Source organism: Sporichthyaceae bacterium (genome assembly GCA_036269075.1).
Lineage (GTDB): Bacteria > Actinomycetota > Actinomycetes > Sporichthyales > Sporichthyaceae > DASQPJ01.
Window position 1 is genome coordinate 1 of sequence record DATASX010000062.1, and the last position, 24,240, is coordinate 24,240.

Genomic DNA, 24,240 nt, shown 5'->3' on the forward strand with positions numbered 1-24,240 from the left:
GAACAGCGCCACGATCACGAAGCCCACGTTGTTCAGGTTCAGCGCGGCGACCCAGTTGGTCACCGGGTTCACCCATCCGGCGTTGTCATGCAGGACCCCGACCAGTTCGATCGTCCCGATGACCAACGCGACCGCCACGGACAGCCCGGTGACGGTGAGGTTGTAGTAGATCTTGCGCACCGGCTGCAGGAACGCCCAGTCGTAGGCCACAGACATCAGCAGACCGTCGAGGCAGTCCAGCAACAGCATCCCGCACGCGAACAGCAGCGGCAGCACCATCACGGCGTACCAGGGCAGCCCCGCGGCTGCCCCGGACCCGGCGAGGACCAGCAGCGCGACCTCGGTGGCCGTGTCGAAACCCAGGCCGAACAGCAGGCCCACCAGGTACATCTGCCCCGGTCGGGTGATGGAGCGGGTGAGCGGGCCGAGCAGCCGCGAGATCAGCCCGCGCGAGGCCAGGTGGTGCTCCAGGGCGTGCTCGTCGAGCCGCCCGGCGCGCATCCCCCGGAACACTCGCAGGATGCCCGCCAGCGCCGCGAGATTGATGGCAGCGATCAGGTAGAGGAACCCACCGGACACGGTCGTCCCGACGATTCCGAGGGTCTTGTTCGCAGTGCTGCCACCGTCGGTAAACGTCCCCACGACGTGGGCGCCGCCGGCCACCAGCGCGGCCATGACCGCGACGACGCTGGAGTGCCCGAGTGCGAACCAGAAGCCCACCGACTTGGGGCGTCGACCGTCCTGGCGCAGCTTCCGGGTGGTGTTGTCGATAGCGGCGATGTGGTCCGCGTCGAAGGCGTGGCGCAGCCCGTAGGTGTAGGCGGTGACGCCCAGACCGATACCGAACACCCCGTTGCCCAACCGGTGGTGGGCCGGGACCACGACGCCGAGCAGCAGGACGAAGGCCACCACGTGCAGGGCCGCGATCAGCCCGAGCAGGCCCGCCGCCTGGGTCCAGTCGGTGCGGTTCCAGCTGGTTATGCGACCGCGTGTGGCGACCGACGGAGCAGCCGTTCCCGCCTCGGTGCCCGGTTTCGGCAGGGCTGCTGGTGCGGACGCCATGAGTACGGCTTACCGCAACTGGCTCCTTGTCGCAACTCGGTCGCAATAAGGCCGGGCCCCTGCGGTCAGCGGCCGACCGGTTCCCGCAGGCTCGTCAGCAGCTTTCCGGTGTCGAGCTTGCCCCCACCGGCGGCGGGCACGGTCCGGGTCAGCAGGAAGTCGTAACGCGCGCCGCTGAGGTCGAAGCCCGCGGTCACCAGGCTCCCGTCCGGCTGGACCAACAACGCCGTCGCGCCGGCCGAGGCCCCGAACTCGATGATCGTCGTTCCGTGATTGCCGAACCCGTTGTCGACGGTGCCCGCCGAGGTCAGCCGCAGCATCCCGACCTTGTGGCGTGCGCCGTCCAGCGCGGTGCCCGCCGCGACCAGCTCGCCGTCAGCACTGCTCGCTATTGCGTTGGCAGAGCCTGATCCGCCGTCGCCCACGTCGGTCAGGACGTACCCGCCGGTGCCGAACGTGGTGTCGGCGACGCCGGCGCCCGTGAGCCGGAGCACGACGTATTTGTAGTGCCCGTGATCCTGCGCGTACCCGGCGGCCACCACGTTGCCGTTCGAATCGATCGTGAGCCCGTAGATCGACGACGTGCCGCCGGATGTCCCGGCGTGACCGATGAACGCACCGGTCTGGGTGCCACCGCCGGCTCCAGCGGATCCGCTGCCGGAGCTGGGGGCGGCACTTCCGAAGGTGCCGTCCAACGCGCCCGCCGAGGTGTAGCGGAGCACCGTCAGATAGGTGCCCGGCGCGTAGTTGCTGGACTCCTCGAAGGCGTTCCCGCCGACCACGATCCCGCCGTCGGACTGCAGGATCGCGGCGTTCGCGCTCGCGATCGCGGCGCCCTGCGCGCCGAGGGCGGTGGCGGCGATGCCGTGCGTGCCGAAGCCGTCGTCCAGCACACCGACCGAGGTGTAGCGGGCCAGCGCCACGACGGCCTGCTCGGACTCGCTGGGTCCGACCATCACGGTCACCGTGGCCGTACCGACCGCGACCAGGTCACCGTCGGGCTGCAGCACCAACGCGTTGGCGACGCCCTCCGAGGTCGTGTTGTCCCCGCCGATCGCGGTCATCACGAGCCCGCCGGTACCGAAGCCGGTGTCCAGCTTCCCGTCGGTGTTGTAGCGGGCCAGGGCGAACTTCTGCTGCCCGCCGTCGGAGGCCGACCCGGCGACGACGATCCTCCCGTCCGGCTGGATCACCGCGGCATTGGCCTGCGCCGCCTTCCCGCTGCCGAGCGGGGTGAGCACGATTCCGTTGTGGCCGAAGGACATGTCCAGATCGCCGCCCACGGTGAACCGGCTCAGCGCGATCACGTACTTCCCATGGTCCCGCGCGTATCCCACCGCGACCAGTTCGCCGTCCGACTGCCGCACCAGGGCCCGCGCGCGGGCGTCGCCCCCGTCGCCGAGCGTGGCCCGGATCGTGCCCCAGCTCCCACCGGGGACGGCGTGCGGGGCCGCCGCCGGACCGGCGGTCGGGCTCGCGGTCGGGCTCGCGGTCGGGCTCGCGGTCACCGACGCGCCCCAGGGCGAGGGAGCCGGGCCGGCCATCGCCGCACCTGCCGCCGCCAGCACCAGAACTGCCGATGACGCAAGCACGGCATGCCGGAACCTGGACGTGTGGACGCGGTCGACACCGCGGCGCATAGTGCCTCCCCCTTGCGGACTTCTGGCCGGGCCGTCGCCAGCATGCAACGGACCCGCCCGGTGTCGGGCGCGAACCGCCCCCGGGTCACCCGATCCGCCCAACGGCGGACTGATCACCGGGAGTGGAACCCCGCAAGGTCGCGGACCGTCACGCCGGGTCCGCCGCGGCTCGGTCCGGGACCGGCGCGCCGGCCGGGTCGGCCATCGCCAGCAGCCCGGTCAGGGTCCCGACGTGGACGTTGTCGATGCGGTTGACCGGGTGGTCGCGCTCATAGCGCCGGGCCCCGCCCTCGAAGATCAGCAGCAGTTTCCCGTCCTGCAGCGCCAGGTCCTCCGGCATCGCGGGCAGCCAGACGCACCCGATCGACTGCGCCGGGGCGCTGCGCCGGACGACGTTGAGCTCACCGCGTGCCCCGGACCCGTTGTCGGAGGAGAACAGGAAGTCCTGCGGCGTGACGACCATCCCCTGGGCGCGGTCCGGGATTCGCCATGGCCCCTCGACCCGTTGCAGGTGGCCGTCCTGGGTCAGCACATATCGGTACATCAGCCCGGGCACCCCGGCGTTGCCGTGGTTGCCGGTGAACATCGAGGTCCCGTCGACGGTCATGAAATCGGTGGCCTCGATGGCCTGGTCAGGACCCGCGGCCCCCAACGGCACCGTCTCCCCGCTCTCGACGGCCTGCGCCAGCGCCTCTCGCAGGTCGTCGACGCGGTAACGGCGCACACTCGGCGAACCCGGGTGCGGCCACGGGTTGTCGCCGGCGAACAGCCAGGGGCCCAGGAAGGCCATACCACCGAGGTGCGATGGCGCGACCGCGACGGTCCCGATCGCGGCACCGGTGCGCGAGTCCAGCCCGACCAGGTAGGACGGCGACCCCTGGCGGTACATGCCGAGCAGGACGATGTTCGACCCGGAGCCGTCCCAGTCGTCCCAGGGCAACAGCGACTGCGGGACGTAGTTGTCGAGGTAGGGCAGCTTCGGTCCGGCCGGGCGGAAGACCTGGTCGTACAGGGCCGAGACCGAGCCACCGTCGTAGGGACTACCGCTGCCGCGGGGTTGCGAGGCGTCGCACCGCGGGGCACCGGCGGCGGCGCCGCGGCGGGCCAGGATCTGCTCGATCAGCACCCGGGCGGGCGGTGCCGCCACCGTCGAGGCTGCGGTCTGCGTCGTCGCGGCCGGTCTTCCGGGCGAATCGGTCGGCGCCGAACCGCGGTCGACCTGGACCGCGCCGGTGACCAGAACCGCGACAAACAGTGCAATCAACTTACGTGTCCGCACAGCAATATCCCCCACCCGCGACGGAATGGCGGACGCTCGGAGATCGACACCAAAGCCGCGCACGACGGTCTCCCCAACCGTTTGTGCGCCTGTCGATCCGGCCCCCCACCGAAATCGATATCAGATCTGAACGCGTGATGCTTGCGAAAGCAAGAAAATATGCATCCGAGCAACGTTTCGCGCTCGCCCCGACACGCGCGATCGTCCGGTCACCGGCGAGGTGATAAACCCTCGCCGGTGACCGGACGAATCAATTCGCCTCCCGGTTCGATGACCGGGTCATAACCGGGATGCGAGTCAACCCACTTCCGCAGGTGATGGGCACCTACGACGTTCGCACCGGTCGAGCAGAATCAGCCGGCGGACGGCGCCGCGGCCGGGGCGGTGGTGGCGTCGCCGGCAGCCGGAGCAGCCGGAGCAGCCGGAGCAGCCGGAGCAGCAGCCGGAGCCGCGGCCGGGGCAGCAGCCGGGGCAGCAGCCGGGGCAGCAGCCGAGGTGGCGTCGCCGCTCACGGCGTCGCCGCGAACACCACGGCCGTCGCCGTCGCCACGAACGTCGTCACGGCAATTGCGGCCGTCGCCACCGAAGTCCTCGTCGTCCCAGCCGCTGCTGGCCTGGTTGTTGAACTCGCGGCAGAAGCCGTGGTCGTGGTTACGGTCGTCGTCCCTGCCCTTCCAGATCTCGATCCGCTTGTGCTCGTACGTGTGGTGGTGGTGCGAACCGAGGTTGTTGTGCCGCTCGGAAAAGTGGCGCGAACGGTGGTGATCGGCGGGGGCCGCCGAAGCCATCGTCGCGCCGGTGGCCAGCAGTGCCACGGTGGTGACACCGAGCACAACCGCCCGACCGGCCGAAACGCGCACCGCGGGTGCGATTCTCACAATGCCCTCCCAAAAAATAAACACTTCGCGGCCGGCCAAAGTTGCACGGCCCGCGAATGGCTCCGGTTGGAACGCATCTGAAGACAACACGAAATCGGGGCTGCTTCCAACAATGGATGTCTTGCCTCGTCGTTTTGTGTTCCGCCGGATGAGGGATGTCACAATTCGGGCATAACGTGCCGAACTCGACCGTTCGGGACCGGACAAAGGCCCGAGACGCGCAGGAACAGTCCGTAACGGACTAGTGAGCGCAAAACTTCACCCAAAACAAGTCGCGCGGCCGGAACGATTGCGTCAGGGCAGGCGAGACGGAATTTCCTTGCACAGGAATCAATGTTGCGCGGTGCCGCTCAGCGGTGGCGACGACGCCGGGCCGCCAGCGGGTGCAGCAACAACGCGATCAGCAGCACGGTGCAGATCACCGCGCTGAGCGCGAAGGTGTTGCGATACCCGGAGTCGACTGGTTGGCCGCCGCGGAGGTGCATGGCCAGCACCGCTCCGGTGATCGCCGAACCGATCGATCCACCGATCGTCCGGAGCACCTGATTGAAGCTGGTCGCGCTGCCGACCTCCGCCGCCGGCACCGTGCCGATGATCATGCCGGGCATCGCGGCGAACGTCGAGCCGATACCGAACCCGAACAGGGACATACCGATGAGAAGTTCACCCAGATGGCCGTGTGCCAGTGCCAACTGCGTGTTGGCCGCGGCCACGAACAGCGCGCCGATCGGCAGCAGAGTTCGCGGGCCGACCCGACTCGCGAGGGCCGCGGAGACCCGGCTGGCGAGCTGGCTGCCGATCGACAGCGGCATGATCACGCAGCCGGCCACGAACACCGACAGGCCCAGTCCGTAGCCGGTGCTGCGCGGAGTCTGCGCCAACTGTCCGACGGCGGCGAACCCGATGTACATCGAGATGCCCAGGCCGAGCCCGGCGAGGTTGGCCACCGCGATGTCCGGATTGCGCATCAGGTCGAGGCGGACCAGCGGGGACTCGCAGTGCAACTCCCACAACGCCCACACCACCAACATCACGAGCGAGACAGCCAGGAGTCCCAGAACCCGCGCCGAGGTCCAGCCCCAGTCGGCGGACTCCGAAAGTCCGAGCAAACCGGAGCCCAGCCCGAGGGCTAGCAACAACGTCCCGAGGACGTCGAAGCGGCCGCCCTCACCCGGCACGGCCACCCGCCGTTCCGGCGCAGCCACCGGCCCGCCGGGCACCACCACGCCAGAGCCCAGCGCCGCCGTGCGCAACAGCCAACCGGTCAGATCCGGCCGGGCGCCGCGCTGCGACGAGGTCCCCGGGATGAACACCGGGGCCAGCAGCAGGGCACTGCCGGCGAAGATCGCTGCGACCCAGAACGCCACCCGGTAGTCGAGGTGCTCGGCGATGATCCCGGTGAACGGGTAACCCAGGCCGAGGCCGGTCGCGGCCGTGACCGACAGCGCGGCGACCCCGCGTCGAACCTGGTCGGCGGGCAGGTGCCGGCGGGCCAGCGTCATCGTGACCGGGATGATCCCGTAGGTCAGGCCCTGCAGTGCGCGTCCGCACAGCAGTTGCCAGAACGGCCCCGGCACGGCACACAGCACCGAGCCGACGAGCACGCCGACGAGCATGCTCAGCAGCACCCGGCGCGGGTGCCGGCCGTCGGCGGCGCGGCCCATCACCGGGGTCGAGATCGCGCCGACCAGCAGGTTCACGGTCAGCACCCATTGGGCCGAGGACAGCGGGACGTGTTGCTCGTCGGCGATCGTCGGGATCAGCAGGACGCCCAGCGAGGAGATGACCGAGGTGCACAGCCCGCAGTAGACGAGCACCGCCAGCCGGAAGCGCTCCCGCCGCAGCGAGGTGGATCGGCCGCGCAGCAGGGAGGTGCCGGAGATCGTGGTGGCGAGGCTGGTCACTGATCGGCCAGCCGCCGGATCAGCGGGATCGCACGGTGCAACTCGGCTTGCTCGGCCGGCCCCAGGCGTTCGGTCAGCGCCCGACGCAGCCACTCCTGGCTGGCGGCGCGCTCGCGGCGCAGGGTCTGGCGACCGACCTCGGTGATGGCGACCAGGATTTTGCGGCCGTCGCTCGGGTCGGGGCTGCGCTCGACCCAGCCGCGCTCGAGCAGCTCGCTGACGGTCGCGGCCATCGACTGCGGCCGGACCCGCTGTTGGTTCGCCAGCTCGGAGGACGTCTGAGCCCCGTCGCGCTCGAGTCGGGACAGCGCGGACAGCTGCGTGAACGGCATGGAACCGGCACCGAGGACTCGGCGGAGCAGCGGTCCGACCGCGGACCACAGCTCGTGTGCCAGCTCCTCCACACCTATCTCGGTCGCCTGGTTCATGTTCTGGATCATAGCCCAAAAGTCTTCAGGTTGCCTGAACAGTTAACCTGATCGACGGTCGCCTTCGCGCCTGCCGCCGAGGCTGTGGGCCAAGTCACTTCCGGTCGAAACGGGTGTTCCACTCATGTCCGCCGGGTATCCGGTCAACGAGCCACGGACGGCTGTCAGAGAGGCCACGCGGGTCAGGTCGACCTGCGCGGGCATCGATCCGAACCGAGCAAGGAGAAGTCATGACTGGACGTACTCGCACCGCTACCGCGACCGCCGCGTTGATCCTGGGTCTCGGCCTGTCGCTGAGCGCCTGCAGCGGCGGCACCGGCGGGGCCGGCGGGGCCGCAGGCAGTGCCGGCAGCTCCAGCGGCAGCAGCAGCGGCAGCGACCCCGGTGGCGCGAGCTCGGGTGGCGCCGGCCACTGATCCTGAGACGAACCCCGCCCCGACGCAGCCGAACGCGTCCGGGGCGGGGTTCTTCTTGCCCGACGCTGCGATCATCGATGATCGCAGGGCGCACTCTCATACGCGAGGCGTCGGATAGGCGACGCGGCCAGGAGGGCGCGATGTTCGGCTCGGGCGTCGGGGCGGGTGTGCTGGCGCTGGCGCTCGTGCTCGTCTGTGCCGCTCGGGGGCCCACCGACGCGGTGGACCGGCCGATGCTGCTCTCGGCCGGAGTGGCCGGGGTGCCCGGCCATCGCACGACCCTGGCGCCGGACTCCACTGCGGCGTTCGTGCCCGGGACCTCACTGATCGACGGGGCCGCGCCCCTGCCGGCGGCCGGGTTCCCTGCCGACGTGCCGACGGGCGCCGCGGCGGTCGCGGCCGCACGGTCGTGGTTGGCGGCCGGACGAGTCCCCGGCCGCACGGACCTCGAACGCGCGGTGGCCGCCCGCGCGCTTTCCGACCTGGCGTTGTTAACCGCGCCGGACGGGGCCGCGGTCGCCGGCCCCTTCGGCTCCTGGGACCTCGTCTGGCCACGCGATGCGAGTTGGTACGTGGCGGCGTTCTCGGCGACCGGTCACGTTCCCGAAGCCGTGGCGATCCTGGGGTTCCTGGCCCGGACGCAGAACCCGGACGGGACCTGGGCCGTGCGCTACCACGCCGACGGCCGACCCGTGCGCGACGGACGCCCGGCGCAACTCGACGCGGTCGGCTGGTTCGGTTGGGCCGTGTGGTCGGCGTGGCGGGCGGGGGCAGGCGAGGCGGCGACGCGGATGTGGCCGGCGGTGGTCCGAGCCACCGACTTCGCGGCGGCCGCGCTCGGGCCCGACGGCCTCCCCCGGCCGGCGGCCGACTATTGGGAGCGGCCGGAACGGCGACCCACGTTGGGCACCGCGGCTCCCCTGCTGCTCGGACTGCGCGCCGCCGCGGATCTGGCGACGGCCCGCGGCGCGAGAGCGCAGGCCGACCGGTGGACAGCCGGGGCAAAGCGCCTGAGCCGGGCGATCGTCGAACGCTTCGGCGCGTACGGCTACGGCCGCCACCCGGACGACGGCCGACCGGACGCCGCAGTCGCATTCCTGAGCGCCCCACTGGCCCGGCTCGGCCCCCAGGACGGCGTGGCCGCCGCCCTGGCCGCGGGTGAACGCGCGTTGCTGATGCCCTCGGGCGGGTTGCGGCCCGGCGTCGACCCACGGATCGGCAACGTCGCCTGGACCGCGGAGACGGCGCTGTTCGCCCTGGCCGACTTCGGCGACGACGTCCGTTTCGAGCACTGGTTCGGTTGGCTGGTCGCGCACCGCACGCGGCTCGAGGAGCTCCCGGAGAAGGTCACCGACGCCGGGCAGCCCGCCTCGGTCGCTCCCCTGGGTTGGACGGACGCGATCGTGCTGCTCGCGTTGGCCGCCCGCGACGGGCGGATGCCGACCCCGCCGGCACCCGACCTAGGCTGAGCAGGTGACTGCAGACGCCACCACCCGGCAGACCCTGAACGACAACTCCGGCGGCTTCCTCAAGCTGCTGGGCATCGTCATCGACGAGGCGGACGCGGAGCGGGTCGTGCTCTCGATGGAGGTCACCCCAGACCACCTGCAGCCGCACGGCGTCACCCACGGTGGGGTGTACTGCACCCTGGTGGAGACCGCCGCGAGCGTCGGCGGCCACCTGTGGCTCGAGCGGGAGATGCCCGGCAACTCCGTGGTCGGTGTTGCCAACAACACCGACTTCCTGCGGCCGTCCAGCGGCGGCCGCCTGGTCGCGACCGCGACGCCCGTCCACCGCGGCAAGTCCCAGCAACTCTGGCTGGTCGAGATCACCGACGCCGGCGGCAAGCTGCTCGCCCGCGGTCAGGTGCGGCTGCACAACATCCGCATCGCCTGACGCTCCCTCAGCCGCCGCCCCAGGTATGAGAGTCGACTCCCCAGGTATGAGAGTCGACGCTGCGATCATCGATGATCGGAGCGCACATGGTGAGGGCGATCAGCAATGCCCGACCAGCAACCCCTGCTGGACCGCCCGGGCCACGGTCTCCGCGCGCGAGCGGGTTCCGAGCTTGCGCATGATCCGGGTCAGGTAGTCCTTGACGGTGTAGTGGCTCAGGTGCAGGCGGGCACCGATCTCCCGGTTGGTCATACCCTCGGCGACGAGTTCCAGGATCGACAACTCGTGCCCGGACAGCAGCCGCTGCTCAGGGCGAAGCACCGCGCCGGCCACCCGGGAGTCGATGACCAGGGTGCCGGTGGCGACCCCACGCAGCCGGCGGGCCAACTCGTCGATCGGGGTGTCCTTCAGCAGGAAGCCGTTCGCGCCCGCGTGGACGGCCGCGGAGGCCGCCGCCCGGTCGTCGAAACTGGTGAGGACCGCGATCCGGGTGTCCGGGTGCATCCGATGCACCGCGTCGACGACGGCGAGGCCCGACCGGTTCGCCAGTCGCAGGTCGATGACAAGCAGGTCGACCGGCCGAGTGCGCAGGAACGCCACAGCCGAGTCGCCGTCGGTGAACGCGCCCACGACGTTCATACCGTCCCGGGTCAACGTCCGGTGCAGGCCCTCCAGGACGACCTGATGGTCGTCGATCAGGACTGCGGTCAGCGCCGGGTCGGCGCGCCCCGGTCGGCCGAGGCCACCCTCGGCCCCCTCGAGCGGGGCCGGGTCGAACCTCGGCGCCACCTCGTCCACGACTGGCTCAGTCACCTTGCAGGCTCCGCTTCGAATTGAGTCGTCCTTACTTGTTCATTCGGCATCGGGACGGTTCCGGATGCCTGTTCGAACAGCGACGTACGTCTCAGTGCGAAACCTTGCGGGTGCGCCCGGTTTTACTTCCGACCGGCGGGTACGGCCGTGCGACGGCGGACCGTGAACAGGCCGTAGAGCAGCGCCACCAGCACAACCGCGCCCGCAACGCCCAGAATCATGCCGATGTTGCTTCCGCCACCACCGCCGTCCCCGGCGACAACCGACAACGGCTGACCGGCCGCCAGGGTGACGTTCCAGGTCTGCTTGAACGGGTTGACCGGGTCGCCGCTGGGCTGCGACTGGACCTTGACGCCGACGGTCTGAGCCCCCGGCTGGACGCCGGCCACCGCGCCCTGGTACGAACCCGGCGTGCTGCCCGGCGAGAGCTCGGTCGGCGTGGTGCCGCGCAGCGCGAACACCCGCGCGCCGCGGACCGGCGTGCCCAGGTCGGAGTCGACGATCCGGATGCTCGCGTCCCAACTGCTGCCCGCCGGGGTCAGTGTGAACAGCTGGATCAGCGGGGTCGCTCCGCCGTTGTTGTGCGCCGACGCCGGAGCGCCACCGACTCCCACCACCGCGGCGAACGCCGCGCACACGGCGACCAGCGCTCCCCCAACACGCGTACCGACTCGCCCGGACATCTCAGCCTCCTGAACCCAGCACGGTGGAAGCGATCGTTGACTCGATCAACTCGTGCAGATACTTCAAACCGGTCACGCACACCCCGATGGAGCCTGCGCCGATCACCAGGATCCAGAGGCAGATCCACAGCGTCCGCTGCGAGACCCCGACCACCCCGACGGTCCGCCGCCGGGCCTGCACCGCGGTAGCGGTGACACCCTCCGCGCCGACCGCGTCGTGGTCGACGAGGACGTGGCCGTCCTCGTCGAAGTGCACACCGTGCGACCACATGTCGTCGTCGTCATCGCGGTCCAACGAATCGGCGTCCTGGGCGTACTGGGCCTGTCGACCGGCCTCCAGCATCAGCACGACCGACGCGGCGGCCATCACCCCGAAGATCAGGATCTTGCCGTACAGGAGCAGGAAGTAGTCCTGCGCGTAGGGCAGGTTCGTGATCCGGTCCCAGGCGCTCTTGGAGAACGAGTCCGTCGAGTACGGCGCCTTGTACGCGGTCTGCGTCGCCAACAGGTACAGGCCCGTGCCCAGCGTGCCTGCGAAGGTCGCCCAGAGCAGGCTGACCAGGAACCCGCGGCGTACCTCGAGGGTGTGCAACGCCAGCACCGAGAGTGTGCGCCGCAGCCTTGGGATCGCCAGGAATGCCATCCCGGCGGCCAGCAGCATCCAGGCGCCGGCCAGGAGCACGTGGCTCTGCAGCAGGAAAACCTCGAAGGTCTTGCCGCTGACCTCGTACTGCAGCGCGCGGGACTTGAACTTCATCTTCACGATGCCCATCTCGGCCGTGAAGTTCTTCGTAAGCGTGACTTCCTGGACCAGCGTCTGGTACTGCAGGGCCGGCTTGTTCACCGTGCCGTGGAACTCCCACACGCCCGGCTCGGTGATGATGCCGGTGCAGCGGTACACGCCCAGCGGCGTTTCCGGGGAGTTGTAGTGCTCCTGCTGGCAGTTCGCCGGCGACTCCTCCGACTCCTTGCCCTGCTCGTTGAAGTTCAGGAAGACGCCGTAGTTGGCGGTCGGCGCGCAACCGTTCTTCTTGGTGATGGCGATGTCGACGGTGATGTAGTTCGCCGCCACCTTGAACGGCAGTGGCGCCTCACGGATCGCGATGTTGATGTTGTTCTTGTTGTACGGGTCGCTCGCGTCCGGGGCGGCGCAGTCGAGGCCCGGAGCCGCCTTGACCGACGCCGTGGCGGCCGCGGGGAACAGCACCGCGCCGCTGAGGATGATCACGAAAAGCGCGGAGAAAAGGCGACGCAGCCGCAGGACGCGCGAGCTCTCTGTCATCGGGACCCGCCTAATTATCGGACTGAGCTCGTGGCGAGCGAGTGTGGGGTCACGCTATGTCACTGCGAGGAACGACTTGTTCCATTTGCCGTAGTAGCCGTCGACCTTGATGTCTGCATCCCTGAACTGCTTGTTGAACCACTGCTCGAAGAACTGGTAGCGCTTGTCGTCCTGCACGATCTTCGTCAGCTCGGGCGTGGCGTCGGTCAGCGAGAGCTCCGGAAGATCCTCCCGTTTCGAGACGTGCAACACGATATACACCGAACCGTCGCCGACCTCGAAGTGCATCGGGTCGGCCGACTGGCCCTGCTTCAGCGCCGACACCTTGTCGATGAACTCCTTCTGGACCGGGGAGATCGGCGAGATGTCGACGGTCGAGCTGCGCAGGATCTTGTCGCCCAGGCTCTTGATGACCGTTGCCCAGTCGCCGCCCTTGTCCAGCTGCGACTTCAGCGAGTTGGCCGAGTCGATGTCGTCCACGAACGCGATGTCGGTGGTTGCCTTCCACGACTTCCCGACGATGTCCTTGCGCTGGTCGTAGGCGGCCTTGAGCTCGTCCGCGTTGACCACGACGTCCGGCAGCAGCTTCAGGGCCAGGGCCTTCTCGAGCTTCTCGGCGCGGGCGGCGACCTGGATGTCGGAGGCCTTGAAGCCGGCCTCGGCCAGGCTCGGCGCCTGCGCGATCTCCGAGGCGACGTCGGCGTTGTTCTCGGTGTCCGCGACGTTGATGCCCCGCTGCTTGGCCAGCGCCTCGAGGAACACGACCCGGATCTGGTAGGTCAGCGCGGTCTGGCGGATCTGCTTCGGGGAGACGCGCAGGCCCTGCTGCTGGGTCGGGTCCATGTCGGACTGGCCCTGGTCGGAGTTCGCGAACTGGTTGTACAGCGACTGAATCGTCTTCGAGTCGATACTCATACCGTCGACCTTGGCGGCTTCGGCGGGCACACCCTTGCTTCCGGTGAGGCTGCATCCCGAGGTGGCCGCGAGCATGGCCATGGTGGCCACCACCGCGCGGAGTCGGTAATTACCCGTGCGCTTCGTCATTGGGGTCCTGCCTGGGCTTGGGGTCCGTTCACGGTCGACACCGGCTTGGCGTCCTTGGCGCCGGCTTGGCTCTTGGTGGATGAGGCGGCCTTCGCCAGGAAGTCCCCGGGGCCCTGGCCCGCCTTCACCGAATCCGCACTCTGTTGCGCAGCGAGCACCTGGACCAGGTATGGGTCGAGGTCCTCTGTCTTCGCGTCCTGGTTCTCCAGGTTGAGCGCCGCGTCGACCTTCTTGTACTTCTCGCTCTCCGGGAACGCGAAGTCCTTGCCGATCGCCTCGGTGATGATGTCCGCGACGGTCTGCTGGGTGATCAGGAACGTGCGCGGGTCGCCGTCGACCTTGGCGTAGAAGCCCGCCTTGTTGAACGTCGGCGCGCCGACGGTCAGCTTCCACGTCTTGCCCGTGGCGTCGGTGACGCTGATCGCGCAGCCCGGTCCGCAGTCGGCACCGGCGGCGTTGGCGGTGCCGAACCCGTAGACGGGATCCGCCTGGTTGAGCCCGCTCATGATCCGGTACGCGTTGATCGGGAACACGCGCTCCTGGATCGTGGAGAGCAGAGTGGCCGCCTCGACCGTAGCCCCGGTGCTCGGCGTCCACACGCCGTCCTGGAGCTTGATGTCGGCGGTCTTGCCCTGGGCGGTGAACGAGGCCGCGGTCACCTTTTCCGGCGGGACGTCGATCGCCGCGATGTTGATCCCGCCGGTGCCGCTGCCACAGGCGGAAAGTCCGCCGACGAGCAGCGGGGCCGCGCTGACCAGACCCACGAGTTGCTTGCGCCGCGAGCGCGATGCGGTGCTCATCCGCGCTTCAACCTCCACAGCACGAAGGGGACGAAGACCAGCGCGGCCAGGCCCGGGAAGACCACGGTCTTCCGGATCAGGGACGAGCGCTGCGGACCGGTGATGTTGAACTGCGAGTTGGCGCCGACCTCGCGGTAGGCCGCGACGATGTCGTTGGCCCGGGCGACGTGCTGGACAAGTCGGATGAAGAACTCCTGGTCGCCGAACGACTTCTGGTACTCGTTCGAGGCCACCTCGGCACTGCCGACGACGCCGAGGATCGTGCCGTACTGCACGGCCTGGGTGCCGTTGCCCTGGATCTGGGTGGAGTCCGACAGCGCTGCGAGCGTGTAGACCTTGTTGGTGTTCGGCAGCGTCTTGCCGTTGGCGTCGACCTTGTAGGCCTTCGGGCTGGACTGGACGAGCTGAGTGAGCTGCGGGCCGCCGCCCTGGTCGCCGAAACCGGGGACCTTGTCGACGGCCTGCGAGTTGTTGAAGATCACCGGCGTCTTGTCGTGGTCCAGGACGTCGACCACCGGGGAGTTCGTCGGGTAGCGGGTGGAGACCACCGCGGCCGGGTCGTCGGCCAGCGACTCCGGGTCGCGGATGCTCTCCTTGCTCAGTGTCAGACCCCACGGGTTCAGCAACTGGTTCATCTGGTCGGTGTTGCCGCGGACCGAGTCCGACGCCACGATCAACCGGCCGTTGGCCTTGGCGAAGTCCGACAGGATTTGCATCTCCGGCTGGGCCAGTGTGGTCCGCGGGCCCATCTCGACGACGACCGCGCACTGGTTCACCAGGTCCTGCGCGCCCTTGGCGGTCAGGAAGACCTTGTCCACGGCGTAACCGGCGATACGCAGCCGGGCGGCGAACGAGGTCAGGCCCTCGGCGCCGGGGTCGCTGATGTCGCGTTCGCCGTTGCCCTGCACGAAGCAGGCCGCAGGCTGCTTGGCCTGGCCCAGCTGGGCGATCGCGCTGGTGACGGTGCTCTCGACAAGGTCGTCGATCGGTTCCTTCTTCTCACCGACCTGGATCGAGTAGGTCTCGTAGTCGGTGATGCCGGTGGCCTCGGCCAACGCCGGCGAGACGTCCGGGTCGATGATCCTGGAGCTGATGTTCGCGCCGGCCGCCTTGTACTTGCGGATCGTGGTGTTGATCTCCGCTGCGCCCTGGCTGATGTTCTGGGTGAAGCCGGTGATGACGATCGGGACGTTGCCGACCTTCTTCAACACGCCCTTGGTGGCGTCCGAGACCGTCTCGCGCTTCTGCGGGGTCAGGTCGTCGGAACCGCTGACCGCGTTGGAGACACCTGGCGTGGCCAGCACGACGCCGATCGAGGCGGCGACGGCGAGCGCGCGGCGGGCGTAGATCTGGATGTCCGAGCCGGCGCGCCGACGGCTGATCGCGTAGGTGGCCGCGAGCAGGCCCGCCGCCGAGAGGATCACGAAGTACGCGACGTCGGAGAAGTAGATGATCCCGCGCAGGAACGGGTCGAGGTGGTTCAGCGGGCCGAAGGACTCCAGGTGGTCCCGGAAACCGCCCGGCAGGTACTTCACCACGAGCAGGAACAGCAGCACGACGAAGCTGATGAAGAACGCGCTGACCGAGGTGCTGCACCGCGAGGAGACCGCCAGGCTGATCGCGTTGAACAGCATGGCCAGCAGGAGCATGCCGAGGTACCCGGCCTCGGCCCGCGCCCGGTCCGGGTGGGCGTAGTGCGTCAGCTGGCTGTAGTAGATCCAAGCCAGGCTGATCAACAGCCACGTCAACAGCGTGTTCGCGATGAACTTGGACAGCACCAGTGCCCAGCGCGGCACCGGCCACGACAGCGAGACCAGCAGGGCGCCGTTGCCGCGTTCCTCGGCCAGCGCCCGGGCCCCCAGCACCGGGCAGACCAGACCGAGCAGGTTGGTCGCCGCGTTCGCGTAGTAGGAGGCGAGGTCCGCAGAGTTCTGCGAGCTCACCTCATTGATGAAGATGACGCCCGAGATGATGATGAAACCCACGGCGATCGCGTAGGTCCCCACCCATAGGGACAGCGAGGTCAGTTCTCGCTTCAGCAAGGTGCGCACGACTGTGTGCCTCTCCAGCGTGAGGGGTGATCAGGTGGTGGGGGTGGTGACGTCCTCGCCGGCCTGGACGGAGCCCATGACGGCCTCCCGGAACGCCTCCTCGAGGCTGTCCGCGGTGGACTCGGCTGCGGTTACCGGCCATTTGGCCGACCAGACGCGGAGCAGATCGGCGACCACCTTGTCGTCCTTGGCCTCGACGGTGACGGTGGTGCCGCGTTCGTCGTTCTCGACGTCGTTGATGCTCGCGCCCGGCACGAGGTCGTCGTTCGCGGGCTTGACCTGCGTGTGGATCCGGATCCGCATCCGGATCGCGTGGCCGGCGCCCTCGGCCATCTCCGACGGCACACCGGCGTAGACCAGCTTGCCGAGCGACATCACCAGGACCTTGCTGCACATCAGGCGGGCGTCGGCCAGCAAGTGGGTCGAGACGATCAGCGACCGGGTCTTCGCGTACTCCTGGAGCATCCCGCGCATGTCGAGGATGTTCAGCGGGTCCAGGCCCGACATGGGTTCGTCCATGATCGTGACCAGCGGGTCGCCCATCAGGGCCTGGCCCATGCCGACGCGCTGCCGGTAGCCCTTCGACAGGTTGCCGACGATCCGGGTGCTCATGTGGGTCAGGCCGGTGCGCTTCATCGCCAGCTCGACCGCGGCGGCCCGCTCGGCCTTCGGGATCTTCTTGGCGGCGGCGGCGAAGTTCAGGTACTCGACGACGCGCATCTCGTTCGGGAAGTTGACCCGCTCCGGCATGAAGCCCATCAGCTTGCGGGCTCTGGCCGGGTTGCGCGCCACGTCGGCGTCGCCGATCTTGATCGACCCGGAGTCCCAGCTCGCGATGCCGGCCAGGCAGGTCATCAGGCTGGACTTGCCGGCGCCGTTCGGGCCCAGCAGGCCGGTGATGCCCGGTCCCAGCGTGAACGAGACGTCGTTCACCGCGACGCGCGCACCGTAGCGACGGGTCAGGTGGGAGACCGTCAGCAACGGGGTCCTGGTCTCGGTAGCTGTGGTCTGCTCGGTGGCCGTGGCCTGGGTGGTCGTGCTCATGGTGAACGGGTCTCCTCGCAACCTTCGACTGCGCACGCCCCTGCATCGGCCGACAACTGCATCCGGGTCGCAATCCGACGTCCTCAGGAAATTCTTCGGAGCCGAACCACCACCGAATGCGCGGAACGCGGTCGAATCGGGACAAACGGCGCGTTTGGTGGGAACTTAGGTTTCGATCATGTGTGCAGCTGATGCCTGACCTGTGTCAGGCCTGTGCAACCTGAAGAAAACCTGTGATTCCTGCGGGCAACAGGCTCAATCGCCTGTGAAAAGCACCATGGGGGCGTCGGAACCGAGGACCGGTTCCGACGCCCCCATTGTCTGGAGCGCGGTGTCACATGGGGATCAGGAAGCGGCCGGCGCGGGATCCGTGGACTTCTGCGCCCCCCTCGTCTTCTGCTCGGTGATCTTCACGAACCGACCCTTCTCCATGATCATCTGTTTGTCGGAGAAGCCGACCGCCGTGAGGTGGAACTGCTCGACCATGATCGCCCCGAGGCCCTCGTCGCACAGCGCCCGCAGGGCGGCGTACAGACGTTCGGCGATGACCGGGGCCAGACCGAGCGACAGCTCGTCGATCAGGATCAGCCGCGGCCGGGACATCAAGGCCCGGCTGACGGCGAGCATCTGCTGCTCACCACCGGACAGCGAACCGGCGGCCTGGTTCTGCCGCTCCTTCAGCCGCGGGAACAGCTCGTAGACGCGCTCGAACTGCTCCTTCATCTTGGTGCCGCTGACGCCGTAGGCGCCGGTGATCAGGTTCTCCTTCACCGACAGCGTCGGGAAGACCTGCCGGCCCTCGGGCGACAGCGCGATGCCCAGGCCGACCCGCTTGTGGGCGGGAAGGCTGGAGACGCGCTGCTTGCGGAACGTGATCTCGCCCTTGGTCGGCGGGATGACGCCCAGGATGGTCTTCAGCAGCGTGGACTTGCCGGCGCCGTTGGCACCGAGCACGGACACCATCTGCCCCTGCTCGACACTCAGGTCGATGTCGAACAGGACGGGCAACCGGCCGTAGCCGGAGCCCACCTTCTTCAGCTCGAGCAACGTCACTTCTGCTCACCCTGCTTCCCCTCGGCCGCAGCTTCGGCCACGACCTCGTCGGCCTCCTCTTCCAAGGTGGGCGTCTCACCGGTCTCGGCGACCTCGTCCAGGTCGAGGATCGAACCCAGGTACTCCGAACGCACGACCGGGTCGGCGGCGACCTCCTCGGGCGTACCGGAAGCCAGCAACTGGCCCTGGTTGAGCACGTAGACCACGTCGGCGTTCGCCAGCACGGCCTTCACGTAGTGCTCGACCAGGATGATCGTCAGACCGAGGTCGCGCTGCAGCTGACGCAGCAGCGCGAACAACGCGTGAGCGTCGTCGGCGTCCAGACCGGCGGCCGGCTCGTCGAGCAGCACGATCGCCGGACCACACATCAGGGAGCGGCCGATCTCGATCCGGCGCTGACGACCGAAGTCGAGGTCGCTGACGCGGTCGTGCCAGTGCTCCTGGATGCCCAGCAGCACGCACATCGCGTACGCGGCTTGCTCGGCCCGCTTCTCGGACTTCCGCGGACCCGGGAGCCCGAGCAGCGTGCTGATCGGGTCGCCCTTGATGGCCAGGTGCGCGGCGGCCATCAGGTTCTCGCCCACGGACAGGTCGTGGTTCAGGCGGTTGGCCTGGAAGGTACGACCCATACCGAGCTTCGCCCGGTCCCAGGGACGCATCTTCGTGACGTCCTTGCCGAACATCGTGATCGTCCCGGAGTCCGGGGTCTTCAGTCCGTTCAGCACGTCGAAACAGGTCGACTTGCCCGCGCCGTTCGGCCCGAGCAGACCGACGAAGGTCTTCGCCGGCGCCGTGATGTTGACGTTCTGCAGTGCCTTGACACCACCGAAGGCGATCGACAGGCCCTTGCCCACAAGAGCGTTGCCGGTGTCGCCGCGGTGCGGCGGCAGGAACGCCTCCAGGACGGCTAGTGCCTTGTCGCGTTCCGGGTCGACGCCGGCTTCGGCGACGATGTGGCCTTCAGTCCCGCTCACTTCTTCTCCGATCCAGCCGAAACCGGGCTCTTGGTGCCCAGCTGCGAGCTCTTCACCTTGACGGGCGACGAGGAGCCGCCGGACGAGGAGCCACCACCACCATGACGCTTCGCGGCCGCGACAACGCCCTTGGCCGCACGCCGCTTGGCGCGGGCCCGCGGGTCGAACATGTCGATGATCGCGCCACCGGCACCACGCGGGCCGGCGAGAACACCGAGGGTCAGACCGATACCACCGAGCAGCTGCGGGTTGATCTTCCAGCTCAGCAGGATCTGCGGGAGCAGCTGGAAGAAGACGGCCACACCGACGACCGCGACGATCGACTCGAAGCCGGCGAGGATCGGGACCGACAGGTAGAACAGCGAGTTGAACGAGATGTAGGACAGGATGCCCGGCGGGTTCCGGTAGAGCGGGGCCGACAGCGCACCGGCGAGGCCGGCGAACAGGCCGCCCATACCGAAGGCGACGACCTTGTAGACCCACGGGGAGACGCCGACCGCGGCGGCCGCGGACTTGTCCGAACCAACCATGATCAGCGAGCGGCCGAACCGCGAGTGGCGGAAGCGGTGCAGGAAGAACATCGAGACCAGGAGCACGGACAGGATGTAGAAGTAGAACCGCTTGTCCGACTCCATGTCCCAGCCGAAGAACTTCGGCCGCGGGGTGCTCGGCGCCGACAGACCACCGGTCAGCTTCTCCTTGGTGAACAGCGAGTTCTCCAGGAGGAACTGCAGCGACAGCGTAAGAACGATGACGTAGACACCGGACAGTCGCATCGAGATCACGGCAACCAGGCAGGAGATCGCCACCACGAACGCGATGCCGATCAGGGCCGCGATCGGGAATGGCAGACCCGGACCGTCCTCGCCCGGTTTGCTGCCTCGGGCCATGTAACCCGAGATGTACAACGCCGCGCCGGTCAGACCGGCCTGCGCCAGCGAGATCTCCCGACCCCACCCGACGACGACCAACAGGCCGAGGCACGCGATGGCCAGGATCAGGCCGGTCGTCAGGTTGAACACCCAGTAGTCGTTCGCGACGGCCGGGTAGACGAAGCCGGCCGCGACGAACAGCAGGACGAACGGGTGAACACCCAACAGACCTTGGATGCCGCCTACGCGTGGTGGGACGTCAATCGTCGGGGCGGGACTGCCCGACTTCGTAGCTTGTGCCATTTCAATCCATTCCTGCGTGGCTGTGGGCCAAGCGCATGTCCGGGTGCAGCGAGGCCATTAGTGGGCGAGGACGGAGGAGCCCTTCTTGCCGAAGCGGTCGATCAGGATGACCACCGAGAACAGGATCACGACGACGATGACCTCACGGAGGCCGACGTCGACGGTCCCGAACACGTCCGACTTGAGCATCGAGTCGAGGATCGCCAGGGTGACCGCACCGGCCAGAGCCAGCGGGATGCTGGAGAAGGCGCCGAGCACGCACACGATCAGCGCGCGCAGGAAGATGAACAGGATGCTGGTGGTGTCCGTGCCGACGTAGTTGCCGAGCAGGATGCCGCCCAGGGCGGAGATGGCGCCGGAGATCGCGTAGACCGAGGTGCCGACCTGGCCGATCGGGACGCCCACCAGCTTGCTGGCTTCGACGTTGTCGGCGATGGCTCGGACGTAGATGCCGAAGCGGGTGCGCTGCATCAGGACGGTGAAGCTGACGACGACCGCGACCAGGATGACCAGCGTCATGACCTGGTGCATGGTCACGGTCTCGATGCCGATATGGAACTTCTTGTTGCCGAAGGGCGTGGGAGCCGGTTCACCGGAGGACTTGTTGTACTTGAACAGGATCCCGATCATCACCAGCATCATGGCCAGCGAGAAGTTGGTGAGCGTGACCTTCGGGTACAGGGCCAGCTTGGTGCTGGTGACCAGGAAGCCGTAGGTCGCGGCGACCGCCGCCCCGGCGAGCATCAACCCGATGATCGTCGGCCACATCGGGAGTTCAGGTCGGCTGGTCGACTGGCCGCTGCCCTCGAGCAGCGCGCTGCCCGTGCTCAGGTTGGGCGAGCAGAGGTACCAGAACAGCAGCGTGCCCGACAGGACGATGCCACCGTGCACGAACGCGACCGTGCGGCTGATCCGGTAGCTGAGGACCATGGACACCGCGATCAGGCCGTAGAGACCCGCGGTCGTGATCCCGTTGATGAGCGCGGGCCAGAAAATTGCGTGATTGAACGTGAGCGCTGTCAGCGAATCCATGCGCGCCGTCGCTGCCTTCCCTGCCGACCGAAACTTGGGCGGCGAATCTCGGAGCCGCGCACAGGCAGGAGCACGCCGGGTGCGAGGCCGCACGGTCTGGGTGGGGCCTTCCCCCGAACCAACGAACGCGGGACGAGTCGGTTACGGGGACGAACCCGGTCAGTGTAGACCGGCATCCGGCGGCGTCGGGATGGTCAATCCAACACAAATTTCAACAAAGACCGTGGCGCTGACCACACCCCGAAGTGACCCGTCGGTAGGGCCGTGACCCAGTTCAAACAGCAGGTCGGAAGGGGGCGTTTACAACGGCGGAGGCGTGTGCTAGCCGTCCTGGGCCGGCGGCGGAACCGGAATTCTTGATCGCGAATAAGAATGTCGGCGCGGGCGAATTCCGCCACTAATTCACAAGCAGATGATCGACACTCGAGTGGCTGCGGACGACCCCGCAAAGGTTGTCAGTCAGCAACGGCTCGACCCGCCGGGACCCGGACCGTCAGCCGCACCCCACCGAGCCCCTCGGCGGTGTCCAGCGTCAGTCGGCCGCCCACCCGGGCAGCGTCGGTGCGGAGGCTGCACAGCCCGAACGAGCGAGCCGCGGCCACCTGGGAACGGACCGACTCGGGGTCGCCGGAGCCGTCGTCGCAGACGACCACCGTCCACCAGCATTCGTCGCGCCGCAGGAGAACTTCGACCCGGGCCGCCCCGGCGTGCTTGGCGACGTTGGCCAGACCTTCCCGCACGGCGCGCAGCAACAGCCGCGCGGCCGACGTCGTCGGTACCGGGCCCTCCCCGGTCACCGCGAGCTCGGCACGGATCGAGTGCGCCCGCACGAAACGGTCGATCAGGTCCTGCGCACCTTCGGCCACAGCCGGGACCGGGTCGCCGCTCTGCTCCCCCTCGAGTGTCGAGAGCAGCACCGAGCGCAATTGGTGGGCGCCGGCCGACAGCCGACGACCGATCCGTTCGACGACCTCCCGGGCCTCCTGAGTCAGGCCCGGCAAGCACCGGAGCTCGTGCAGGTCCAGCTCGGCGGCGAACAGCTCCTGGCTCAGTCCGTCGTGCAGCTCGGCGGCCAGCTGCGCAAGGCTGCGGCCCGCTCCGGCCGGGACGCCCGGAGCGGAGTCGACGGCGGGCGGGTCCTGCGGCCGCTCACCTTGCACCGTGGATCCCATACCGGGTGCGCCACCTTTTCCCTCGACCGCCGGACATCAGAGTTTCGTAGTCAACATCCTCCCCGGATGGGTGCCCTTTGCGAACGGAATTGTGCGGGGCAACACTTGGGACGTCACCACCGGACGGCGTCGTCCGCGCAACCGTTCGGGGGCCGCTCGGCGGAATCGGCCCGGCCCAACCCGGAGCGCACCCGGTGGATGGTGGTCGCCAGCTGCAGGTGGAAGGCGCAACGCGGGTCGCGGATCGTGGTGTCCAGGATCTCCTCGATGCGCTTGACCCGGTACTTCAGCGTCGAGGTGTGCACGAACAGCGCCTCGGCGGCCTCGGCCAGCGATGCGGACTCCAGCACCGTGCCCAGGGTCCGGGTCAGCTCGCTGTTGTGCTCGACGTCGTAGTCCAGCAACGGACCGATCCAGCGCTGCACGAACTCGTCCATGCCGGCGCGATCGTCGCTGGCCATCAGCAGCCCGTAGATGCCCAGGTCGTCGTGCACGGCCACGGCGCCGGTGCGACCTGTGGTGGCCAGCACGTCGAGGGTGCGGATCGCGTTGCGGGCCTGCGGGGCGAACTCCGCCGGTCCCGCGCAGACACCGCCCAGCCCGGCCGACACCGACAGCCCGGCCCGGTCGCCGGCGGCGATCACGGCCTCGGCGAACCGGTGCGGGTCCGGCTCGGGGTCGCGGCCCGGCGGACGGGGCAGGAACACCACGATGCGGCCCTCCGCCCGGCCGATTACACCAGCCGGCTCCCCCGGCGCCGCCACCGCGCACTCCTCCGCGGCCAACTCGGCCAGGCGCGCGACGTTGCTCTCGCCGGCGTGCGGGGCGTCGACGGCGAACGCGAACACCCGGTGCGGGCGAGCCAGGTCGTGCCCGAGCGCAACCGCCCGGGCGCCGAGCCGATCCAGGTCGGTGCCCGCGAGCAGGTCGTCGAACAATTCGGCCCGACGGTGGTCGCGCTCGGCCAGGGCGTCGCCGGAGACCATCATGACCAGAGCCAACGTGCGGGCGGCCCGGGAGGCGACCGAACGCGGCCACGCTCCGTCGCTGCGGGAGGTGGCGACCAGGAACCCGAGCATCTCGCCGCAGCCGCGGATCGCGACGAGCATTCGCCGCGGGCGTGCTCCGCGCGAGGGCAGCACGGTCACGCCGCCGAGGGCGACCGCGCGGTCCATGGCCTCGCGGTCCTCCGGCCGGATGTCCGGACGCAGGACCACCCGGTCGACGTCGCCGGCGTGGTCCATCACCAGCATCCGCGGGGTCTGCAGAACCGCGACGCCGTCGAGGATCGCGGCGGTGCGCTCGAGCAGGCAGGACAGGATCGGTCGACGCAGGTTGGCCGGGTCGAACATGACGTCCAGGCGGGCCGGATCGATCTGGGCCAGGTCCGGGGTGAGCGGGGTCGCGGCGGCCAGCGAACCCGGCGCCGCGGGCGGCGGCGGGGCCGGCACCAGCGAGAACAGCCCGCGCGCGGAACGGTGGCGGGCGTCGCCCGGACCCTCATTCACCAGGCACCATCCAGCATCGGCGACTCCTCTCGGCGGGCCCCGGACTTGCGGGCTGACGAATCGCGGCTTGCCGGCAAGGATGCCTCATCGCCACGCCGCGACCAAA

22 protein-coding genes are annotated in these 24,240 nt (G+C 68.9%); 3 read left to right on the forward strand and 19 right to left on the reverse strand.

Annotated elements, in window-relative coordinates; all coding sequences use genetic code 11:
- The 6 genes from VHU88_10950 to VHU88_10975 all read right to left on the reverse strand — a co-directional run.
- Window positions 1–1,062, reverse strand: a 1,062-nt coding sequence (locus tag VHU88_10950) for a HoxN/HupN/NixA family nickel/cobalt transporter (protein HEX3612193.1), incomplete at its 3' end; no start/stop codon positions are given.
- A gap of 65 nt (window positions 1,063–1,127) precedes the next feature.
- Window positions 1,128–2,654, reverse strand: coding sequence for a hypothetical protein (locus VHU88_10955; GenBank protein ID HEX3612194.1), 1,527 nt, complete (start codon window positions 2,652–2,654; stop codon window positions 1,128–1,130).
- A 196-nt stretch (window positions 2,655–2,850) separates the two neighbouring features.
- Window positions 2,851–3,966 carry a hypothetical protein gene (locus tag VHU88_10960; GenBank protein ID HEX3612195.1) on the reverse strand — a complete coding sequence of 372 codons (1,116 nt, stop codon included), beginning with the start codon at window positions 3,964–3,966 and terminating at the stop codon, window positions 2,851–2,853.
- A 368-nt stretch (window positions 3,967–4,334) separates the two neighbouring features.
- Window positions 4,335–4,859: a hypothetical protein gene (locus VHU88_10965; GenBank protein ID HEX3612196.1), complete on the reverse strand. Its 525-nt coding sequence runs from the start codon at window positions 4,857–4,859 to the stop codon at window positions 4,335–4,337.
- A gap of 350 nt (window positions 4,860–5,209) precedes the next feature.
- Window positions 5,210–6,763, reverse strand: coding sequence for an MFS transporter (locus VHU88_10970; protein HEX3612197.1), 1,554 nt, complete (start codon window positions 6,761–6,763; stop codon window positions 5,210–5,212).
- Window positions 6,760–7,191 (reverse strand): MarR family transcriptional regulator, encoded by a 432-nt coding sequence (locus VHU88_10975; protein ID HEX3612198.1) that lies wholly within the window; start codon window positions 7,189–7,191, stop codon window positions 6,760–6,762. The genes VHU88_10970 and VHU88_10975 overlap by 4 nt, the downstream gene beginning before the upstream one ends.
- Before the next feature lie 230 nt (window positions 7,192–7,421).
- On the opposite strand from VHU88_10975, the gene VHU88_10980 reads away from it, so the two are divergent.
- From VHU88_10980 to VHU88_10990, 3 genes are all read left to right on the forward strand, one after another.
- Window positions 7,422–7,607 carry a hypothetical protein gene (locus tag VHU88_10980; protein ID HEX3612199.1) on the forward strand — a complete coding sequence of 62 codons (186 nt, stop codon included), beginning with the start codon at window positions 7,422–7,424 and terminating at the stop codon, window positions 7,605–7,607.
- A 140-nt stretch (window positions 7,608–7,747) separates the two neighbouring features.
- Complete coding sequence (locus tag VHU88_10985) at window positions 7,748–9,076, forward strand: hypothetical protein (GenBank protein HEX3612200.1); 1,329 nt, start codon at window positions 7,748–7,750, stop codon at window positions 9,074–9,076.
- 4 nt (window positions 9,077–9,080) lie between these two features.
- Entirely contained in the window at window positions 9,081–9,503 is a 423-nt protein-coding gene (locus tag VHU88_10990) for a PaaI family thioesterase (GenBank protein ID HEX3612201.1), read from the forward strand.
- A 99-nt stretch (window positions 9,504–9,602) separates the two neighbouring features.
- Here VHU88_10990 and VHU88_10995 read toward each other — a convergent pair whose 3' ends face one another.
- The 13 genes from VHU88_10995 to VHU88_11055 all read right to left on the reverse strand — a co-directional run bounded on the left by VHU88_10995 (window position 9,603) and on the right by VHU88_11055 (window position 24,134).
- Window positions 9,603–10,316, reverse strand: coding sequence for a response regulator transcription factor (locus VHU88_10995; GenBank protein ID HEX3612202.1), 714 nt, complete (start codon window positions 10,314–10,316; stop codon window positions 9,603–9,605).
- Window positions 10,317–10,438: 122 nt separating this feature from the next.
- On the reverse strand, window positions 10,439–10,999 hold the full coding sequence (locus VHU88_11000) for a hypothetical protein (protein HEX3612203.1): 561 nt from the start codon (window positions 10,997–10,999) through the stop codon (window positions 10,439–10,441).
- 1 nt (window position 11,000) lies between these two features.
- Window positions 11,001–12,281 (reverse strand): hypothetical protein, encoded by a 1,281-nt coding sequence (locus VHU88_11005; protein HEX3612204.1) that lies wholly within the window; start codon window positions 12,279–12,281, stop codon window positions 11,001–11,003.
- A 54-nt stretch (window positions 12,282–12,335) separates the two neighbouring features.
- A complete protein-coding gene (locus tag VHU88_11010) occupies window positions 12,336–13,325 on the reverse strand; it encodes a peptidyl-prolyl cis-trans isomerase (GenBank protein HEX3612205.1) in 990 nt (329 codons plus the stop codon).
- Window positions 13,322–14,125, reverse strand: a complete 804-nt coding sequence (locus tag VHU88_11015) for a hypothetical protein (GenBank protein HEX3612206.1) — start codon at window positions 14,123–14,125, stop codon at window positions 13,322–13,324. The genes VHU88_11010 and VHU88_11015 overlap by 4 nt, the downstream gene beginning before the upstream one ends.
- Window positions 14,122–16,176: a Gldg family protein gene (locus VHU88_11020; protein HEX3612207.1), complete on the reverse strand. Its 2,055-nt coding sequence runs from the start codon at window positions 16,174–16,176 to the stop codon at window positions 14,122–14,124. The genes VHU88_11015 and VHU88_11020 overlap by 4 nt, the downstream gene beginning before the upstream one ends.
- A gap of 30 nt (window positions 16,177–16,206) precedes the next feature.
- A complete protein-coding gene (locus VHU88_11025) occupies window positions 16,207–17,220 on the reverse strand; it encodes an ABC transporter ATP-binding protein (GenBank protein ID HEX3612208.1) in 1,014 nt (337 codons plus the stop codon).
- 345 nt (window positions 17,221–17,565) lie between these two features.
- Window positions 17,566–18,273, reverse strand: coding sequence for an ABC transporter ATP-binding protein (locus VHU88_11030; protein ID HEX3612209.1), 708 nt, complete (start codon window positions 18,271–18,273; stop codon window positions 17,566–17,568).
- Complete coding sequence (locus VHU88_11035; GenBank protein ID HEX3612210.1) at window positions 18,270–19,247, reverse strand: ABC transporter ATP-binding protein; 978 nt, start codon at window positions 19,245–19,247, stop codon at window positions 18,270–18,272. The genes VHU88_11030 and VHU88_11035 overlap by 4 nt, the downstream gene beginning before the upstream one ends.
- On the reverse strand, window positions 19,244–20,344 hold the full coding sequence (locus VHU88_11040) for a branched-chain amino acid ABC transporter permease (GenBank protein ID HEX3612211.1): 1,101 nt from the start codon (window positions 20,342–20,344) through the stop codon (window positions 19,244–19,246). Before VHU88_11040 ends, VHU88_11035 begins: the two co-directional genes overlap by 4 nt.
- 135 nt (window positions 20,345–20,479) lie before the next feature.
- Complete coding sequence (locus tag VHU88_11045) at window positions 20,480–21,454, reverse strand: branched-chain amino acid ABC transporter permease (protein HEX3612212.1); 975 nt, start codon at window positions 21,452–21,454, stop codon at window positions 20,480–20,482.
- A 455-nt stretch (window positions 21,455–21,909) separates the two neighbouring features.
- Window positions 21,910–22,626, reverse strand: a complete 717-nt coding sequence (locus tag VHU88_11050) for an ATP-binding protein (GenBank protein ID HEX3612213.1) — start codon at window positions 22,624–22,626, stop codon at window positions 21,910–21,912.
- 113 nt (window positions 22,627–22,739) lie between these two features.
- Entirely contained in the window at window positions 22,740–24,134 is a 1,395-nt protein-coding gene (locus VHU88_11055; GenBank protein HEX3612214.1) for a helix-turn-helix domain-containing protein, read from the reverse strand.
- Window positions 24,135–24,240: the final 106 nt, after the last annotated feature.

Coding starts and splice junctions, on each gene's coding strand:
- VHU88_11010 (HEX3612205.1), bottom strand. CDS start 13,325: ATGACGAAGCGCACGGGTAATTACCGACTCCGCGCGGTGGTGGCCACC.
- VHU88_11045 (HEX3612212.1), bottom strand. CDS start 21,454: ATGGATTCGCTGACAGCGCTCACGTTCAATCACGCAATTTTCTGGCCC.
- VHU88_11025 (HEX3612208.1), bottom strand. CDS start 17,220: ATGAGCACGACCACCCAGGCCACGGCCACCGAGCAGACCACAGCTACC.
- VHU88_10980 (HEX3612199.1), top strand. CDS start 7,422: ATGACTGGACGTACTCGCACCGCTACCGCGACCGCCGCGTTGATCCTG.
- VHU88_10985 (HEX3612200.1), top strand. CDS start 7,748: ATGTTCGGCTCGGGCGTCGGGGCGGGTGTGCTGGCGCTGGCGCTCGTG.
- VHU88_11005 (HEX3612204.1), bottom strand. CDS start 12,281: ATGACAGAGAGCTCGCGCGTCCTGCGGCTGCGTCGCCTTTTCTCCGCG.
- VHU88_10975 (HEX3612198.1), bottom strand. CDS start 7,191: ATGAACCAGGCGACCGAGATAGGTGTGGAGGAGCTGGCACACGAGCTG.
- VHU88_11015 (HEX3612206.1), bottom strand. CDS start 14,125: ATGAGCACCGCATCGCGCTCGCGGCGCAAGCAACTCGTGGGTCTGGTC.
- VHU88_11000 (HEX3612203.1), bottom strand. CDS start 10,999: ATGTCCGGGCGAGTCGGTACGCGTGTTGGGGGAGCGCTGGTCGCCGTG.
- VHU88_11050 (HEX3612213.1), bottom strand. CDS start 22,626: ATGGGATCCACGGTGCAAGGTGAGCGGCCGCAGGACCCGCCCGCCGTC.